The organism is Leclercia sp. J807, from assembly GCF_009734465.1.
In the GTDB taxonomy this organism is placed as follows: Bacteria; Pseudomonadota; Gammaproteobacteria; order Enterobacterales; family Enterobacteriaceae; genus Enterobacter.
Genome location: NZ_CP046446.1, coordinates 2,188,903 through 2,206,156 on the forward strand (window position 1 = coordinate 2,188,903; position 17,254 = coordinate 2,206,156).

A 17,254-nucleotide genomic window follows, 5' to 3' on the forward strand; every position below is an offset into this window, starting at 1 on the left:
TCACGCTGACAGAGGGCTTATCGTTAGCGGGCAGGCTTCAGCCAGGGTAGACCAGATATTCTCAGCCATCACGTCGCGGTTCTCTCCGGCGTCCTCTTCAGGAATGTTAAGCCCTGGCTGCGCCACAATTGCGCTGCGGAAGTTGCGCACAAGGGTCAGCGCTTCGACAGGCTCGCGGGAGGCGTTAACCAGAAAACAGCCGTCAAAGGCGGGGTTGTTGAAGGGCGCAGCCAGCAGGAAGGCCTCAATGTTGTCCCAGCCATGCGGTTGTTTTTGCAGCAAAAACCAATCGTTTTAATATGCGTTCTGCGCGTCAAAAAAGCCAGACTGCAGAAAATAAAAAAACCGATCGGTTTAAAATGCCTTGCTTGTTGAGCAAGGCCGCGCCGGGCCTGGCAAAACCTGTTGCAGGGGGCGCACCCGCCACATCTTCGTTAACGAAAAAAGGCCCGGCGCTTCACGCACCGGGCCCGTTAAAAAGTAAAAAATCAGGAGAGGCGTGGGGTTACGCTCTTCTGCGTCGCTGACGTTATGAACCCTCAGCTCACTTTGGGAAAATCGACGACAGTATCGTTCACACGGTTCACCATATTGGTAAACAGGATGGCGCTAACGGCACCGATAGTTTCCACGATCTGCTGCTCGCTGAACACCGCCTGACGGAAGGTCTCGACGTGCTCAGCCGCCACGGTACCGCGGGATGAAACCAGGTACTGAACAAACTTCACCAGCGCATCAATGTGCGCATCCTCGCTGAAGCGGGCTTCGCGTAATTCATGCGTCTGATCGTCAGTGTATCCGGCCTTTTTTGCCATCAGCGTATGTGCCGCCAGGCAGTAGTCACAGCCAGACTCTTCGCTTACCGCAAGGTTAATGGCTTCCAGCTCACGCGCACTGAGACTCCCCTTATGCAGTGTGGCGTTCAGTTGCAGCATCTGGCCCAGTATTTCCGGGGAATGCGTGCCAATAGTCAGATAAGCATTCGGTACTTTACCCATGCTGCCTTTGATAGCGCTGAACAGCTGTGCGGTTTTACCGGTTGCTTCGCCTTCGGTGATGGCATGTAAGCGGCTCATCATTTGCTCCTGATTTCATTGCGGTAAGTGTCAGGTGACAGAACGTGAATTGTTTTGTCACGCCGGGTTCAGGAGCACACTACTGCGCCAGAAGAAGAGGAAAAAGACCGCAGCCGAATTAAGACTTTCTCTCGAGGAGGTTAAATGGAGCTGATTACAGCGTCATAAGCATTACGTTGCATCTTATCGTACACCGTCAGTAAGACTCCAGGCAGCTTGAGCCAGCAGCGTAATCGAAGCTATACACCCGTAAACCCGGCTGCGGTAAATATTCCCATTAAATCAGGGGGAGGAGAATCATCCCCTATACTGACAACTGCGGTTGTCATTTCCACAGGAGGCGACGCGCGGTTAATGACCTGACATCAATCTTACCTATGACCATCAGGAGAACCCTATGCAGAAACGTAATAACCTGAAAATGCTGCTGACCGCATCGGCAGTAGCCGCGATGTTCTGCACCGTCGGTGTGCAGGCCCAGTCGACAAGCGCCGCCCAGAGCAGCGCCACAAACCAGACTGCAGCGGGCGAAAAGCTCAGCTCGGGTGACGAAAAAGCGTTGAAGGATATGGCCCAGGCCAATATCAATGAGGTTGCCGCCGCTAAAATCGCGCTGAGCAAGGCGCAGAGCAGCGACGTTAAAGCCTTCGCCCAGAAGATGGTCGACGACCACGGTAATGCCCTGACTAAAGTGCAGGGGGTCGCCGAGAAAAAAGGCGTGACACTGCCAACCGAGCCGGACGCGCAACATAAGGCGATGGCAGATAAGCTGGAAAAAGCGAGCGGCGACGACTTTGACAAGATGTATATGGAAAACGCCGGCACCAAGGATCATAAGATGGTGCTCTCTAAGCTGCAAAGCGACGCCAAAAACATCAAGGATCCCGATGTGAAGGCCCTGGCCGACGAGCACACCCCGGTGGTGGAGCAGCACCTCAAGTCAGCCGAGCAAATGATGATGGATTCAGATAAGAAAGATAACAAGTAACCCGATTGTCCGGAGGGCGCGGCTATCCAGCGCCCTCCAGGGCACCACCACAGTGCACCATCCCCGTACGTCCTCCCCAAAACGGTGAAGCCTGAGGCTTACAAACCGCCAACCTGTTCATAAACCTCATAAAAAATTTCTGGCACACCCTTTGCTTTAACCAATGTGAAAGGGCAGTGCACCACACAATCTGAAAAATAGCTGGCTAGGGTTCCGGTTCACGTAAGTGGATGACTGGTCCAAGAGCTGGCGACCTCTGAGAGGTTACACGGCGGGACAAAAGCCCGGGAGACAGCAGCACCCACGGTGTCGCGCTGCCCCCTAATTTTGTGCCACTCAGAGGTCAAGCATGAAGAAAACGCCATTACTCCGCACCCTTGTATTGTCGCTGGCGATGCTGGTCAGTCTCCCCACCTTTGCCGCCGTCAAAAAAGAGTTCAACGTCTGCTGGACCATCTACGCCGGGTGGATGCCCTGGGGCACGATCAGCACCAGCAAAATCATCGATAAATGGGCCGATAAATACGGCATCAAGATCAACGTTGTACAGCTCAACGACTACATCGAATCCATCAACCAGTACACCGCCGGCCAGTTTGACGGCTGCACCATGACCAATATGGACGCCCTGACCATTCCTGCTGCGGGCGGGGTCGATACCACGGCGCTGATCCTCGGCAGCTACTCGGAAGGCAACGATGGCGTGGTAATGAAGGGCGAGGGCAAGACCCTCAATGACCTGAAAGGGATGAAAATCTACCTGCCGGAACTCTCCGTTTCCCACTATCTGCTGGTGCGCGGGCTGGAGAAGGCCGGGCTGGCAGAGAAAGATGTCACCGTGGTCAACACCTCGGATGCGGATATCGTCTCCGCCTTCGGCACCGACAGCGTGAAGGCCGCCGTCGCCTGGAATCCGCAGCTCTCTGTTATCAAAGGCACGCCAAAAACCACCGAGGTGTTTAGCTCCTCGCAGGTGCCGGGCGAGCTGATTGACATGATGGTGGTTAACAGCGAAACCCTGAAGGATAACCCGGCGCTGGGCAAAGCCCTTACCGGGGCATGGTACGAAATGATGGGCCTGATGAAAGCCCAGGATCCCACTGCCCTTAATGCGATGGCAGCAGCGTCCGGCACCGATCTGACGGGCTATCAGGCGCAGCTGAAAACCACCCACCTGTTCTACACCCCGCAGGAGAACCTGGCGTTTGTCACCTCACCGGATCTGGCAAAAACCATGCAGCGCGTGGCGGCGTTCTCCTTTGATAAAGGGCTGCTGGGTGAGGGGGCACAGAGCGCCGATTTCATCGGCATGCGTTTCCCGGGGGACGTTACTCAGGGCGATGCGGGCAACGTGAAGCTGCGCTTTGATGACAGCTTCGTGAAAATGGCCGCCGCAGGCCAGCTGTGATGACGGACGGAGTCTCCATGCGACAGATTAATCGCCATCCCACCTCCGGCATGCGGCTGATGCTTGTGATGTTGCCATTTGTCCTGCTGCTGGCGGCCTACTTTTTTGGCTCGGCGGTGCGGCTGGACGCCAACCCACACGACAAGCTGCTGCCCGGCCTGCAACAGATGCTGGATGCGATCTCCCGGATGGCCTTCACCCCGGACAAGCGCAGCGGCGAGTACCTGTTCTGGGTCGATACCCTGGTGAGTCTGGCCCGGCTGCTGGTGGGGCTGGCGATTGCGTCGCTTATTGGCCTCTGCATTGGCGTGACCGCCGGGGTCTTCCCCATGTGGCGCGCCTCGCTCTCGCCGCTGATGACGGTGCTGTCGATGATCCCGCCTCTGGCGATTCTGCCGGTGCTGTTTATCGTCTTCGGCCTGGATGAGCTGTCGAAAATAATGCTGATTGTGATCGGCATTACCCCGATGCTGGCCCGGGATCTGGAGCACCGCGCCTGTGAAATCCCCCCGGAAATTCTGATCAAAGCCCAGACGCTGGGGGCCAATAGCTGGACGCTGGTGCTGCGGGTGGTGCTGCCGCAGCTGCTCTCGCGCCTGCTCACCTCCCTGCGCCTGCTGCTCGGTTCCGCGTGGTTATTCCTTATCTCAGCGGAAGCCATCTCTTCGACTGCCGGGCTGGGATACCGCATTTTCCTCGTGCGCCGCTATATGGCCATGGATGTGATTATCCCTTACGTGCTGTGGATCACGCTGCTGGCCTGGCTGATGGATCTGGCCCTGCGCCAGCTGCACAAGCGCTGTTTCCCGTGGGCAGAAGGAGGCAAAGCATGAGTTTTATCACCATCGACAATATCTGGCAGGAGTATGGCGACCACGTGGTGCTGGAGCGCCTGAATCTGCAGATCAAAGAGGGCGAGTTCTGCTCGATGGTCGGCGCGTCCGGCTGTGGGAAATCGACCTTTCTGCGCCTGCTCCTCGGCCAGGAAAAACCGAGCCGGGGCACTATCACCCTCGACGGTAAACGCCTGGTCGCCGAGCCGGACAGTCACCGGGGCGTGGTGTTCCAGCGTTACTCCGTCTTTCCGCACCTCAGCGTGCTGGATAACGTCGCTATCGGCCTCGAACTGCCGCAATCTCCGCTACTCGGACGGCTGTTTGGTGCGAAAAAACGCGCTGCCCGGGAACAGGCGGCGGAGATGCTGACCAAAGTGGGGCTTGGCCATGCGCTGGATAAATACCCGGCGCAGCTCTCCGGCGGGATGCAGCAGCGCCTCGCCATCGCCCAGGCTTTTATCATGCAGCCCCGCGTCCTGCTGCTGGATGAGCCCTTTGGCGCGCTGGATCCCGGCATCCGCAAAGAGATGCATGCGCTGCTGCTGCAGCTGTGGGGCGAAACCCGCATGACGGTCTTCATGGTCACCCACGATCTCTCCGAAGGCTTCAACCTCGGCACCCGTCTGCTGGTGTTCGACAAAGTGCGCCTCGATCCGCAGGCCCCGAACGCCTACGGGGCGCGCATTACCTATGACATTCCGCTCAACGAGAGACGGCTCTCCAGCCTGAGCGGAACGACTCCCGACAACGTTTATGCCTTAAGGGGTTAACGCTATGACGACGACTTTACGTGAAGAGATCCTGCCGGGCGGCGGTCACCTCTCCTTTGTGCTTAAGCGCGGGCAGATCCTGCGCATGACCGACCCCGACGGCGGGGCGAACGTCAGCCTGATGATGCTCAACGCCCATGAGAAGAGCGAGCGCCTGAACCTGCCGGACACCCTGAAAGGCCAGCACACCGCGCGCCTGACCGCCGGGCACTGCTTCTACTCCGACATGGGCCGCGTCCTGGCGGGCATCATTGCCGATACCTGCGGCTGGCACGACCCGTTTGGCGGCGTACTAAACGCCGCCGAAGCCACCGAGAAATATGGCCAGGGGCGCTATCAGGAGCTGCGCAACGGCTTCTTCCGCAACGGCGCCGACAACCTGCTGGTGGAGATGGGCAAATGGGATCTCAACCTCGAAGATCTGCTGATGGTGGTCAACTTCTTCAGCAAAGTGACGGTGGACGACCACGGCCAGTTCAGCTTCCACAGCGGCCATTCACAGCCAGGCAGTTACGTGGAGCTGTTCGCCCCGATGGACACCCTGGTGGTGATGACTGCGCTGCAACATCCGATGGATCCGTCCAGAGAGTACGCTCCGCGTCCGGTGCAGCTGAGCTGGCGACAGGCGGAAGATGAAGAAGCGGCGATAAACGCGCTGCTGACGCGTCCGGAAAACGGCCGCGCCATCACCAACACCCAACTTTTCGCCCTGTAAGGAGCCTGATGATGACCGTAGCCAGCGAAAAAGAGGCGCAACACGCCAGCTTCCGCCATGTGATCCCGGCGGGGGAGCCCTACCTGTTTGAAGTGAAAAAAGGCCAGACCCTGCGCCTGCTGGATCTGGAGGGCAACCAGGCGGTGGATACGCTGTTTTATAACGCCGATAACCCACGGGAGCGCTACGACGCCCAGCGCACCCTGCGCCGGCAGAACAACGCGTATCTGACCAGCGGGAGCGTGCTCTACTCCAACCTGGGCAACCCGCTGCTGACCATCGTGGCGGATACCTGCGGACGGCACGACACCCTCGGCGGCGCCTGCGCCCAGGAGAGCAATACCGTGCGTTACGCCCTCGACAAGCGCCATATGCACAGCTGCCGGGATAACTTCCTCTGCGCCTGTCTGCACGATGGCCGCCTGCAAAAGCGCGATATCGGGGCCAACATCAACTTCTTTATGAACGTGCCGGTGACCCCCGAGGGCGGGCTGACCTTTGCCGACGGCATCTCCGCACCGGGCAAATATGTTGAGCTGAAGGCAGAGTGCAACGTCATCGTGCTGATCTCCAACTGCCCGCAGCTGAACAACCCCTGCAACGGCTGGAACCCGACCCCTGCGGAGGTGCTGATATGGAACTGACGCCGACACGCTGGCAGCGCCTGCGCCAGACGATCTATCGCCTGTTTGAACTGCGTGCCGGACGGATCCTGCCGTAAATCTTTTTCCCCGTGGACGACCATGCGGTGAGCCAGTTTCCGGCGGGACGACCCGCCACCATTGAGTCTTTACTATGTTGACGAAACTCTTGATTGCCAACCGCGGGGCGATTGCCTGCCGCATCCTGCGTACGCTGCGCGCCATGAAGATCGGCGGCGTGGCGGTCTATTCCGAGGCGGATATCAGCAGCCTGCATATCCGCGAAGCCGACGAAGCCCTGAGCCTCGGCGACGGCCCGGCGGCCAACACCTATCTGGTGAGCGAAAAAATCATCGCCGCGGCGAAAGCGATCGGTGCTCAGGCGATCCATCCGGGCTACGGTTTTCTCTCAGAGAACGCCGCCTTTGCCGAGGCCTGCGAAGCCGCGGGCATTGCTTTTGTCGGCCCTACGCCGGAGCAGCTGCGCCTCTTTGGCCTGAAACATACTGCCCGCGCCCTGGCGAAAGAACACGGCGTACCGATGCTGGAAGGCACCGGACTGCTGGCGGATGTGAACGCGGCGCTGGAGGCAGCGGAACAGGTCGGCTACCCGGTGATGCTGAAAAGCACCGCCGGTGGGGGTGGGATCGGTATGCGTGTCTGCTATACCCCGGCGGAACTCTTCGACGCTTTCGACGCGGTGGTGCGGCTGGGGAAAAACAACTTCAGCGACGCAGGCGTCTTTATCGAGAAGTACATTGAGCGGGCGCGTCATCTGGAAGTGCAGCTCTTCGGCGACGGCAAGGGGGAGGTGATCGCCCTTGGCGTGCGCGACTGCTCGGTACAGCGGCGTAACCAGAAGGTGCTGGAGGAGACCCCGGCACCCAACCTGCCGGAGGGAATGGCGGATGCGCTGTGTGAGGCGGCGATTAAGCTGGGTAAAGCGGTCAACTACCGCAGCGCGGGCACGGTGGAGTTCGTCTACGACAGCGACGCCGCCCGGTTCTACTTCCTTGAAGTGAATACCCGGCTGCAGGTGGAGCATGGCGTCACCGAGCAGGTGTGGGGTGTGGATCTGGTGCGCTGGATGATTGAACTGGCGGCAGGAATTCTGCCTCCGCTGGCGGCCCTGCGCGACAGCCTGACCCCGGCGGGCCATGCCATCCAGGCGCGGGTTTATGCCGAAGATCCGGGCCGTCAGTTCCAGCCATCGCCCGGCCTGCTTACCGAAGTGGTTTTTCCGCAAGATAACCGCCGCACGCTGCGCATCGACAGCTGGGTGGAATCGGGCTGCGAAGTCCCGCCCTTTTTTGACCCGATGCTGGCAAAAATTATCGCCTGGCAGCCAACACGCGAGGCGGCGATTCAGACCCTTCACGCGGCGCTGGGTGAGACGCGTCTGTATGGGGTGGAAACCAACCGTAGCTACCTGCAGCAGATTTTAACCTTCACACCGTTCGCCTGCGGCGAGCCCTGGACCCGCTGCCTGGAAGGGCTGGACTATCACGCCGCCACGCTTGAGGTACTCAGCGCCGGGACGCAAACCACGGTGCAGGACTATCCGGGGCGCACCGGCTACTGGGCGGTAGGGGTACCGCCATCAGGGCCGATGGACAGTCGCGCGCTGCGTCTTGGCAACCGGCTGCTCGGCAACGACGAAGGGGCCGCCGGGCTGGAGATCACCCTCAGCGGCCCGACGCTGAAATTCAACTGCGATGCGCAGCTGGCGGTGACCGGGGCGGAGATCACCCTTACTCTGGATGGCGAACCCCTTGAGACCAACCGGGTCTACCAGGTGCAGAGCGGCATGACCCTGCGGATGGGGGATATTCGCGGCGATGGCGTCCGCAGCTATCTCTGCCTGCGCGGTGGATTTAACGTACCGGACTATCTCGGCAGTAAAAGCACCTTTACCCTGGGACAGTTTGGCGGCCACGCCGGGCGGGCGCTGCGTACCGGCGATGTGCTGCACATTTCGCCCTTAACCGCCCCATGCCCGGCGCAGACGCTTCCCCCGGCGCTCTGCACCACGCTTGAGCCTGTGCGTACGCTGCGGGTGATCTACGGCCCGCACGGCGCGCCGGAGTATTTCACCCCGGGTTACATGACCACCTTCTTCGCCACCGACTGGGAAGTGCACTTCAACTCCAGCCGCACCGGCGTGCGCCTGATCGGTCCTAAACCTGAGTGGGTGCGCGAGAGCGGCGGCGAGGCGGGGTTGCATCCGTCGAACATCCACGATAACCCCTATGCTATCGGCGCGGTGGACTTTACCGGGGATATGCCGGTGATCCTCGGCCCGGATGGCCCAAGCCTGGGCGGGTTTGTCTGCCCGGTCACCATCATCGAGGCCGATCTGCACGCGGTGGGGCAGCTGAAAGCGGGGGATAAGGTGCGCTTTGTTCCCGTGGATATCGCCACCGCCCGGCAGCTTGCCCAGGCGCAGGCGGCCCAGATCGCCAGCCTGCACTCGCTGGACGTGGCGTGGCAGCCCTCCGAACCCGCCTCGCCGGTGGTGCTGGAGCAGGGGCAGGCTGATAAACGGCTGGTGGCGCGGCTCTCCGGCGATACACACCTGCTGCTGGAGATTGGCGATCCCGAGCTGGATCTGGTCCTGCGTTTTCGCGCCCACGCCCTGATGCAGGCTCTGGAGGCGCGGGCGCTGGATGGGGTTATCGACCTGACGCCAGGCATCCGCTCCCTGCAAATTCACTACCAGCCGGAGGCGCTGAGCCTGGCGAGCCTGCTGGATACTGTGGCCGGGCTGTGGCAGGCGGTGTGCGAACAAGATGCGCTTGAGGTGCCGTCGCGCATCGTCTGGCTGCCGCTCTCCTGGGACGATCCGGCCTGCCAGAAAGCCATTGACAAATACATGACCACCGTGCGCCGGGATGCGCCCTGGTGTCCGAGTAACCTGGAGTTTATCCGCCGCATTAACGATCTGGCGAACGTCGATGAGGTCTACAAAACGGTATTCGACGCCAGCTATCTGGTGATGGGGCTGGGGGATGTCTATCTCGGCGCCCCGGTGGCGACGCCGCTCGATCCGCGTCATCGTCTGGTCACCACTAAGTACAACCCGGCCCGCACCTGGACGGCGGAAAACTCGGTGGGCATCGGCGGGGCCTATCTCTGCGTCTACGGCATGGAGGGGCCGGGCGGATATCAGTTTGTCGGGCGCACCTTGCAGATGTGGAGCCGTTATCACGCCGTAGAAGATTTCGGCGGCAAGCCCTGGCTGCTGCGCTTCTTCGACCAGATCCGCTTCTATCTGGTCTCTGCTGAGGAGCTGCTCACTATTCGCCGCGATTTCCCGCTGGGGCGTTACCCGTTGCGCATTGAGCACACCAGCCTGAAGCTGGCGGAGTATCAGCAGTTTCTCGCTGACGAAGCGCAGGAAATTGACGCGTTTCGCGCCCATCAGCAGGAAGCCTTTAACGCCGAGCGCGAGCGCTGGATTGCCAACGGCCAGGCGCATTTCGACAGCAGCGATGTGCTGGCGGATGAGGGCGATGATGCCCCGCTGCAGCCGGGTCAGGCGGGCATCGACAGCCCGGTTTCCGGCAACCTGTGGCAGGTGAGCGTGGAGGTGGGCAAAGCGGTCCGCGAGGGAGATGTGCTGGTGGTGCTGGAGTCGATGAAGATGGAGATCCCGCTCCTTGCCACCCAGGACGGGATTGTCAGTCAGGTGCGCGTTCAGCCGGGCTCCCCGGTACGGGCGGGTCAGTGTGTGGTGGTCCTGGAGAAAACAGCATGAAGCATCCCTTTGATTTACGTCTCGATGTACTGACGCAGGCCTACCGCGAGGGCCGCCTCACCCCGCGGGAGGTGATTAACACCCTGCGCGAGCGGGCGCTGGCGCTAAACCCTGAGTTCAACGCCTTTATTTATCTGCTCACATCCGAGGAGCTGGAGCCGTATCTGTCGGCGCTTGAGGGCCACTCTCCGCAGACGCTGCCCCTCTACGGCATACCGTTTGCCATTAAAGACAATATCGATCTGGCGGGCATCGTCACCACCGCCGCCTGCCCGGCGTTTGCATACCGGGCTGAGCAGGATGCCACTATCGTCGGCCAGCTGATCGCCCTGGGGGCAATCCCGCTGGGGAAAACCAATCTCGACCAGTTCGCTACCGGCTTAAACGGCACACGCTCGCCGTATGGCGCCTGTCGTAACAGCGTCAATGCGGATTATCCATCCGGGGGCTCCAGTGCGGGGTCGTCGCTGGCGGTGGCGCTGGGGCTGGCGAGTTTTGCCCTCGGCACCGACACCGCCGGGAGCGGGCGCGTTCCGGCATCGCTCAACAACCTGGTTGGGCTTAAGGCGACCAAAGGGTTACTCTCCACCGCCGGGGTAGTGCCTGCCTGCCGCACCCTGGACTGCGTGACCTTCTTTACCGTTACGGCGGAAGAGGCAAGCCAGCTGCTGGCACTGACGGCGGTGAAAGATCCGCGCGACGACTACAGCCGCGCCAATCCAGCCTGGAACGGCGCCCAGGCGTTTGGTCTGCCTGAGGCCGGGTTCCGCTTCGGCGTACCGGATCGGCTGGAATTCCTTGGTTGCACCGAGAGCGAAGCGCTCTATCACGCCGCAAAAGCGCGGTTGATAGCCCTCGGCGGCGTACCGGTGACCATCGACTTTTCGCCGTTTCTGGCGGCAGCGACGCTGCTCTATAACGGCCCGTGGGTGGCGGAGCGCTACCACGTGGCGGGGAAACTGATTGAGCAGCAACCGGATGCAGTACTGCCGGTGATCCGCGATGTGCTGAGCAAAGCGCCCGGTACCGATGCGGTCGCGGCCTTTGACGCGCAGTATCAGCTTCAGCATTTTAAACGCCTGTGCGATGAGGTCATGGCGACCCTTGACTGCGTGCTCACGCCCACCTATCCACGCCCGGTGACGCTGGCCGAGCTGGCGGAGGAGCCGGTAAAGCGCAATTCCGAGCTGGGGGTTTATACCAACTTTATGAATCTGCTGGACTATGCCGCCGTGGCGGTGCCTGCCGGGTTCATGGCGAATGGCCTGCCGTCAGGCGTGACGCTGTTTGGCCGGGCCTGTACCGACCAGTATCTGTTGAGCCTTGCCGGGGCGTTACAACGTCACCAGAATCTGCCGCTACCCGGCGATCGTCCGTTACAGGCGACGGGACCCGCGACCACGGCCAGCCACGATCGCCTGCCGGTGGTGGTTTGCGGTGCGCATCTGGACGGCCTGGCGCTGAATCACCAGCTTCGCCAGCGCGGGGGAACCTTGCGCGAAACCACCCGCAGCGCGCCGCATTATCGCCTGTTTGCCCTCGCCGACGGGAAACGGCCCGGCATGGTGCGCGACCGCGAACAGGGGGCAGCAATTGCCGTGGAAGTGTGGGAGCTGCCCCATGCCGAGGTGGGATCGTTTCTGGCGGGCATTCCGGCTCCGCTGGGACTGGGGAAAGTAGAGCTGGAGGACGGGCGCTGGTTAACCGGGTTTATCTGTGAGGAGTACGGCCTGCAGGGAGCACAGGATATTACCGCTTTCGGCGGCTGGAGATCCTGGCTTACTCATCAGAAGTAAGCCAGGAGAGGGTTAACGGTAGAGCGGCTTTTCGGCGACCGGGGTCAGCAAGCCGGATTGCCACTCTGCCAGCGTCAGCTGTGCCAGTTTGCCCAGCGCGCGATAGAACGGGTGGCCTGCGTTTTCGACAAACACCGAAAGAAAACGCGTGCTCCAGGGCAGCAGATGCCAGGCCAGCAGCTGGTCGCGCTCTGCATCCCGGCCCGTTTCTGCCAGCCATGCCGCCATCAGCAGCAGGGTGCCAATGTGATCTTCCGGCTCGTTGTTTGCCATCTCAAACACAATGCCGTTTTCCCGCATCCACTGGCGCAACGCCAGGGTGGAATCCCCGAACAGTACGCTCTCGCGATCCAGCCAGACCGAGCCCCACGGCGGCGCGGGCAGCGCCCACGGGCCCAGAAACAGACGCTGCCAGGCGGTACGCAAGGGTTCATCGGCAGGTTGGCGAAGCTCGTCGGCAATGGGGGCCAACAGGGACTCATCCAGCGGCCAGTCCTGCTGCCAGTCGTTGTGGGTTAAGGCCGTGACCAGCGGCGCGGCTTCGGGGCTATCCGGAGCGTAGTAAAACAGCGCGCCCAACACACGGGCAGTAAAGGCAAACGACTCTCTCATGACTTCATCCTTCATTTGCGCGGGTTGCCCCGCGCTGAAACATTAATTGGCTACGCCTTTTCAATTTGCACCAGATTGGTGTGCTGCGGATTGCCCTTCGCCAGGGGGGATGGGCGATGGGTTGTCAGCGTGTTGATGCAGGAGCCGTGGTCAATGCGATCCCCGGTCATGTTGGCATCGTGCCAGGCTCCCTGGCCCATCGCGCTGACGCCCGGCATAATGCGCGGCGTCACTTTCGCCGGAATGCGCAACTCACCGCGGGCATTATAAACCCGCACCATGTCGCCGTTCTTGATCCCGCGCGATGCAGCGTCCACCGGATTAAGCCACACCTCCTGACGGCAGGCGGCCTGTAGCACATCGACGTTGCCATAGCTGGAGTGGGTGCGGGCCTTGAAGTGGAAGCCAAACAGCTGCAGCGGAAACTGGCTGCGGTCAGGATCGTCCCAGCCTTCGAAAGTGGAGGCGTAGACCGGCAGCGGGCTGATGGTTTCATCCTTCTCCAGCTGCCAGGTGCGGGCAATATCGGCCAGCCTGCTGGAGTAGATCTCGATTTTGCCTGACGGCGTTTTAAGCGGATTAGCGACCGGATCGTCGCGGAATTTTTTGTAGGCGACGAAATGCCCGTTCGGATCTTTACGTTTGTAGATGCCCATCGCTTTTAATTCCTCGTAAGAGGGAAGCTGCGGATCTTTCGCCACCATCTTCGCGTAGAGGTACTGCAACCATTCGGCCTGGGTCCGGCCTTCGGTAAAGCGCTGATAGACGTTCGGGCCGAGGCGCTTCGCCACCTCGCTCATGATCCAGTAGATGGGCTTACGTTCAAATTTTGGCGCGGTCACCGGCTGGAGGAAGATGAGATAACCCATGTTCCCGGCATAGTCGTTGGGAATGATGTCCTCCTGCTCGACCGTCATCAGATCCGGCAGCAGCAGATCGGCATATTTCGCCGAAGAGGTCATAAAATTGTCAATCACCACAATCATTTCGCATTTACTTTCGTCCTGCAAAATGTCGTGGGTTTTATTGATGTCCGAATGCTGGTTAATGAGGGTGTTACCGGCATAGTTCCAGATGAACTTGATCGGCACGTCGAGCTTATCCTTGCCGCGCACCCCGTCGCGGGTGGCGGTCATCTCCGGCCCGCGGGCGATGGCGTCGGTCCAGCTGAAGCAGGAGATCTGGGTTTTGACCGGGTTCTCCGGCAGCGGCATCCGCTCAATGGTGATGGTGTAAGTGGATTCACGCGCGCCGCTGTTGCCGCCATTAATACCAACGTTGCCGGTCAGGATAGGGAGCATGGCGATGGCGCGGGAGGTGAGCTCGCCGTTGGCCTGGCGCTGCGGCCCCCAGCCCTGGCAGATGTAGGCCGGTTTCGCGGTGCCAATTTCCCGGGCCAGCTTAATGATGCGATCGGCGGGAATGCCGGTGATGCGCGAGGCCCACTCCGGGGTTTTGGCGGTGGCATCATCACCTTGGCCCAGAATATAAGCCTTGTAATGACCATTCGCGGGCGCGCCTTCCGGCAGGGTGGTTTCGTCGTAACCGACGCAGTATTTATCAAGGAAGGGCTGGTCGACGAGGTTTTCGTTAATTAGCACCCAGGCGATGCCCGCCACCAGCGCGGCATCTGTTCCCGGTCGAATCGGGATCCACTCATCTTCACGCCCGGCGGCGGTGTCGGTGTAACGAGGATCGATGACGATCATGCGCGCATTCGAGCGTTCGCGCGCCTGTTCAAGGTAATAGGTGATCCCGCCACCGCTCATGCGCGTTTCCGCCGGGTTATTACCAAACAGCACCACCAGCTTGCTGTTTTCGATATCCGAGGTGCTGTTGCCCTCGTTGCTGCCGTAGGTATAGGGCATCGCGCAGGCGATCTGCGCGGTGCTGTAAGTCCCGTAATGGCTCAAAAAGCCGCCGTAGCAGTTCATCAATCGGGCCACAAGCGAGGCGTAAGGTGATGAGCGGGTAATGTTACCGCCGACAATACCGGAAGAGTAATTAATGTAGACCGCTTCGTTGCCGTATTTACCCACCACGTTGCGCAGACTGGTGGTGAGCAGATCCAGGGCTTCATTCCAGGAGATGCGTTCAAACTTTCCTTCACCGCGTTTGCCCACGCGTTTCATGGGATAGTTCAGGCGATCGGGATGGTTGATGCGTCGACGAATCGAGCGTCCGCGCAGGCAGGCGCGCACCTGATGGTTGCCATAGGTGTCGTCGCCGGTGTTGTCTGTTTCAACCCAGTACACTTCATCGTCACGCACGTGCAGCCGCAGCGCGCAACGGCTGCCGCAGTTGACCGAACAGGCGCCCCAGACCACTTTATCTGCGCGTGCCTGCTGCACTGCCGCGGCTGCGGGACGTAAACCAAAGGGTAATGACAGGCCGCCCGCGGCAAGCGCAAGGGATCCGATGGCGGTCGATTTGACGAGGGTACGGCGGCTGATCCCGCCGCTATGCTCACTATCTGACATGACTCACTCCATTACGTTCGTCGTTTGAAAACTGATTTCAGCCGTGATGACGATCGGGCTAATGGAGGGGAGTGTTACCCATTAAGTAGGGGGTGGTATTAATGTATATCAAAACAAACGAAATTCCCCCGCGCTAACGGGGGGAATATTCACTGCGGCTCGCGAGGTGCAGGGGCCTGATTGCCGCCTCCGCTTACCGGATAGTTGCCGCTGCTGGTGCGGGTATAGAGGATTTTGAGGGTGTCATTGGCGCAGTGGCCTACCACTTCGGCGTCGGGTTTATCGGCCTGATCGTTCGGCACAATGTTCAGCATAAAGCCGCTCTCCGGCACGCCGTTATTGATGATCCGCTGCTGAATATCGCTTTTGATGCGCTCGCAATTATCGGGTGCCGCCAGCGCGGCCGGGGCAATGCCCGCCAGCAAAAGTGCAGTAATCCAGGGTAACCGTTTCATATCTGCCTCCTTACGACTGTGTATGACTATAATAGTAGCAGGGATAGTGTAAACGTTTGTATTTGCTACACTGCCCGGGATCCTCTTCTGCTATTGGTAGGTCATGTGAATAAACACGCGCTTATGTTTGTCCTGGCGGCTCTGTTGACGGGGTGTGATAACTCCGCCGCGCCGCTGTCGTTTACGCCAGAGATGGCCAGTTTTTCTAACGAATTTGATTTTGATCCCCTGCGCGGGCCGGTGAAAGATTTCAGCCAGACGCTGTTCAATGATAAAGGGGAAGTGGCCAAGCGCGTCAGCGGCACGCTCTCTACGGAGGGCTGCTTCGACAGCCTGGAGCTGCACGATCTGGAGGCGAACACCGGCATCGCCCTGGTGCTGGACGCCAACTACTATCTGGATGCGCAAACCCAGCAGAAAAAGCTGCGGCTACAGGGAAAATGCCAGCTGGCGGAACTGCCCGCATCGGGCATTTCATGGGATACCGATGACAACGGTTTTATCGTCAGCGCCCACGGCAAAGATATGGAAGTGAACTATCGCTACGATGCAGATGGTTATCCACTCGGTAAAACCACCGTCTCCGGGGAGCAACAGCTCTCCATTACGGCCACACCGGCGGCGGACAAGCGTAAGAAACTGGACTACACCTCGGTCAGCCAGCTAAACGATAAGCGGCTGGGCAAGGTGAAGCAGACCTGCGATTACGATCGTCACGACAACCCGGTGGCGTGCGAGCTGGTGGTTACCGATGAGAGCGTGAAGCCGGCGGTGTCGCGCAAGTACACCATCAAAAACACGATTGAGTACTACTAAGCACCGCGCAGGAGCCTGCGCGGTACTTAAGGGAACAATCAGGGGGCCAGGGCACGGCCAGTGCGGCGGTCAAGGCAGCGCAGGGTGTTGGGCTCCCAGTAGGCGTTCATATTGGCGCTCTGTTGGCATTTATCCCGCGCATCAAAGGCCACATCTTCTTTGTCCCACTCTTTTTCCACGCGGCTGTTCACCTTATGGCGCAGGCTGCGGGTATCGTTCCACTGCTCTTTATCCATGGCGGCATTTTGACGGCTCTGGGCGCTGTCGCCGGATTCAATAATCAGTTTGCTGGTGTTGGCGGATACTGGCGCGATGAAAACAGCAGCCAGCAGGGCAGCCAGGCAGAGGCGTGTGCTCATTTTACGCATAGCGATTTCCTTGTAGACGGTGGACATTCGATAATTCCACCGGAGTTGTTACATCAGTCCATTTTGAGGGCATACCCACATCAGGCGTGTGGAAGGGTTCCTTTCACATTCAGGTATGATACCTCATCACACATCAGACAACGTTAAATATGTTTAAAACAACTTTGCTCTTTTTTGCCACCGCCCTGTGCGAAATTCTCGGCTGTTTTCTGCCCTGGCTCTGGCTGAAGAAAGGCGCTTCGATACTGCTGTTGATTCCCGCGGGCGTGGCACTGGCGCTGTTTGTCTGGCTGCTCACGCTACATCCCGCGGCAAGCGGGCGCGTCTATGCCGCTTATGGTGGGGTCTACGTCTGCACGGCGCTGTTGTGGTTGCGGGTGGTCGATGGCGTGAAGCTAAGCCTCTACGACTGGGCCGGAGCACTGGTGGCGCTGTGCGGCATGCTCATTATCGTGGCAGGCTGGGGGCGCGCCTGAGCGCCCAATCTGTGATCCAGCGAAGATTTTTTAAACTTCATACTTGTATGGTAGTAGGGT

At 59.9% G+C, this 17,254-nt stretch carries 16 protein-coding genes and 1 riboswitch; of the genes, 10 read left to right on the plus strand and 6 right to left on the minus strand.

Annotated elements, in window-relative coordinates; genetic code table 11:
• Together GNG26_RS10585 and GNG26_RS10590 are read right to left on the minus strand one after the other, a co-directional pair.
• Nucleotides 1-282 (minus strand): hypothetical protein, encoded by a 282-nt coding sequence (locus GNG26_RS10585; protein WP_156238644.1) that lies wholly within the window; start codon nt 280-282, stop codon nt 1-3.
• Between the two features lie 257 nt (nt 283-539).
• The gene (locus tag GNG26_RS10590; protein ID WP_156240169.1) at nt 540-1,076 is read right to left on the minus strand and encodes a carboxymuconolactone decarboxylase family protein; all 537 of its coding nucleotides are present in this window, start codon (nt 1,074-1,076) and stop codon (nt 540-542) included.
• 397 nt (nt 1,077-1,473) lie between these two features.
• On the opposite strand from GNG26_RS10590, the gene GNG26_RS10595 reads away from it, so the two are divergent.
• The 8 genes from GNG26_RS10595 (at nt 1,474) to atzF (ending at nt 11,987) form a co-directional block, all read left to right on the plus strand.
• Entirely contained in the window at nt 1,474-2,064 is a 591-nt protein-coding gene (locus tag GNG26_RS10595) for a DUF4142 domain-containing protein (RefSeq protein ID WP_103824484.1), read from the plus strand.
• Nucleotides 2,065-2,258: 194 nt separating this feature from the next.
• A riboswitch (guanidine-I (ykkC/yxkD leader) is annotated at nt 2,259-2,357 on the plus strand.
• Nucleotides 2,358-2,413: 56 nt separating this feature from the next.
• On the plus strand, nt 2,414-3,472 hold the full coding sequence (locus GNG26_RS10600) for a putative urea ABC transporter substrate-binding protein (protein WP_156238645.1): 1,059 nt from the start codon (nt 2,414-2,416) through the stop codon (nt 3,470-3,472).
• Nucleotides 3,473-3,489: 17 nt separating this feature from the next.
• Nucleotides 3,490-4,305, plus strand: coding sequence for an ABC transporter permease (locus tag GNG26_RS10605; RefSeq protein ID WP_103179469.1), 816 nt, complete (start codon nt 3,490-3,492; stop codon nt 4,303-4,305).
• Entirely contained in the window at nt 4,302-5,078 is a 777-nt protein-coding gene (locus GNG26_RS10610; protein ID WP_156238646.1) for an ABC transporter ATP-binding protein, read from the plus strand. The genes GNG26_RS10605 and GNG26_RS10610 overlap by 4 nt, the downstream gene beginning before the upstream one ends.
• A 4-nt stretch (nt 5,079-5,082) precedes the next feature.
• Nucleotides 5,083-5,793, plus strand: coding sequence for an urea amidolyase associated protein UAAP1 (locus tag GNG26_RS10615; RefSeq protein WP_156238647.1), 711 nt, complete (start codon nt 5,083-5,085; stop codon nt 5,791-5,793).
• Nucleotides 5,794-5,801: 8 nt separating this feature from the next.
• The gene (locus tag GNG26_RS10620; RefSeq protein ID WP_156238648.1) at nt 5,802-6,437 is read left to right on the plus strand and encodes an urea amidolyase associated protein UAAP2; all 636 of its coding nucleotides are present in this window, start codon (nt 5,802-5,804) and stop codon (nt 6,435-6,437) included.
• A gap of 151 nt (nt 6,438-6,588) precedes the next feature.
• Nucleotides 6,589-10,191: an urea carboxylase gene (gene uca, locus GNG26_RS10625; protein ID WP_156238649.1), complete on the plus strand. Its 3,603-nt coding sequence runs from the start codon at nt 6,589-6,591 to the stop codon at nt 10,189-10,191.
• Nucleotides 10,188-11,987 carry an allophanate hydrolase gene (atzF, locus tag GNG26_RS10630; protein WP_156238650.1) on the plus strand — a complete coding sequence of 600 codons (1,800 nt, stop codon included), beginning with the start codon at nt 10,188-10,190 and terminating at the stop codon, nt 11,985-11,987. The genes uca and atzF overlap by 4 nt, the downstream gene beginning before the upstream one ends.
• 12 nt (nt 11,988-11,999) lie before the next feature.
• Here the strand turns inward: atzF and dmsD are convergent, their stop codons facing one another.
• The 3 genes from dmsD to GNG26_RS10645 all read right to left on the minus strand — a co-directional run bounded on the left by dmsD (nt 12,000) and on the right by GNG26_RS10645 (nt 15,534).
• The gene (dmsD, locus tag GNG26_RS10635; protein WP_103824476.1) at nt 12,000-12,614 is read right to left on the minus strand and encodes a Tat proofreading chaperone DmsD; all 615 of its coding nucleotides are present in this window, start codon (nt 12,612-12,614) and stop codon (nt 12,000-12,002) included.
• Nucleotides 12,615-12,649: 35 nt separating this feature from the next.
• Nucleotides 12,650-15,079 carry a selenate/tellurate reductase subunit YnfE gene (gene ynfE / locus GNG26_RS10640; protein WP_156238651.1) on the minus strand — a complete coding sequence of 810 codons (2,430 nt, stop codon included), beginning with the start codon at nt 15,077-15,079 and terminating at the stop codon, nt 12,650-12,652.
• A 149-nt stretch (nt 15,080-15,228) separates the two neighbouring features.
• Entirely contained in the window at nt 15,229-15,534 is a 306-nt protein-coding gene (locus GNG26_RS10645) for a DUF1161 domain-containing protein (protein WP_103824474.1), read from the minus strand.
• A gap of 105 nt (nt 15,535-15,639) precedes the next feature.
• Between GNG26_RS10645 and GNG26_RS10650 the strand changes: the two genes are divergently transcribed.
• The gene (locus GNG26_RS10650) at nt 15,640-16,350 is read left to right on the plus strand and encodes a YnfC family lipoprotein (protein ID WP_197080145.1); all 711 of its coding nucleotides are present in this window, start codon (nt 15,640-15,642) and stop codon (nt 16,348-16,350) included.
• A 38-nt stretch (nt 16,351-16,388) separates the two neighbouring features.
• Here GNG26_RS10650 and GNG26_RS10655 read toward each other — a convergent pair whose 3' ends face one another.
• Nucleotides 16,389-16,718: a DUF1283 family protein gene (locus GNG26_RS10655; protein ID WP_114315083.1), complete on the minus strand. Its 330-nt coding sequence runs from the start codon at nt 16,716-16,718 to the stop codon at nt 16,389-16,391.
• A gap of 149 nt (nt 16,719-16,867) precedes the next feature.
• Here GNG26_RS10655 and GNG26_RS10660 point away from each other — a divergent pair, with 149 nt between their 5' ends.
• Nucleotides 16,868-17,194 carry a YnfA family protein gene (locus GNG26_RS10660; protein ID WP_103824473.1) on the plus strand — a complete coding sequence of 109 codons (327 nt, stop codon included), beginning with the start codon at nt 16,868-16,870 and terminating at the stop codon, nt 17,192-17,194.
• Nucleotides 17,195-17,254: the final 60 nt, after the last annotated feature.

Coding starts and splice junctions, on each gene's coding strand:
- GNG26_RS10615 (WP_156238647.1), top strand. CDS start 5,083: ATGACGACGACTTTACGTGAAGAGATCCTGCCGGGCGGCGGTCACCTC.
- GNG26_RS10595 (WP_103824484.1), top strand. CDS start 1,474: ATGCAGAAACGTAATAACCTGAAAATGCTGCTGACCGCATCGGCAGTA.
- GNG26_RS10610 (WP_156238646.1), top strand. CDS start 4,302: ATGAGTTTTATCACCATCGACAATATCTGGCAGGAGTATGGCGACCAC.
- GNG26_RS10660 (WP_103824473.1), top strand. CDS start 16,868: ATGTTTAAAACAACTTTGCTCTTTTTTGCCACCGCCCTGTGCGAAATT.
- uca (WP_156238649.1), top strand. CDS start 6,589: ATGTTGACGAAACTCTTGATTGCCAACCGCGGGGCGATTGCCTGCCGC.
- GNG26_RS10605 (WP_103179469.1), top strand. CDS start 3,490: ATGCGACAGATTAATCGCCATCCCACCTCCGGCATGCGGCTGATGCTT.
- GNG26_RS10645 (WP_103824474.1), bottom strand. CDS start 15,534: ATGAAACGGTTACCCTGGATTACTGCACTTTTGCTGGCGGGCATTGCC.
- GNG26_RS10620 (WP_156238648.1), top strand. CDS start 5,802: ATGATGACCGTAGCCAGCGAAAAAGAGGCGCAACACGCCAGCTTCCGC.
- GNG26_RS10655 (WP_114315083.1), bottom strand. CDS start 16,718: ATGCGTAAAATGAGCACACGCCTCTGCCTGGCTGCCCTGCTGGCTGCT.
- GNG26_RS10600 (WP_156238645.1), top strand. CDS start 2,414: ATGAAGAAAACGCCATTACTCCGCACCCTTGTATTGTCGCTGGCGATG.
- dmsD (WP_103824476.1), bottom strand. CDS start 12,614: ATGAAGGATGAAGTCATGAGAGAGTCGTTTGCCTTTACTGCCCGTGTG.
- atzF (WP_156238650.1), top strand. CDS start 10,188: ATGAAGCATCCCTTTGATTTACGTCTCGATGTACTGACGCAGGCCTAC.
- ynfE (WP_156238651.1), bottom strand. CDS start 15,079: ATGTCAGATAGTGAGCATAGCGGCGGGATCAGCCGCCGTACCCTCGTC.
- GNG26_RS10590 (WP_156240169.1), bottom strand. CDS start 1,076: ATGAGCCGCTTACATGCCATCACCGAAGGCGAAGCAACCGGTAAAACC.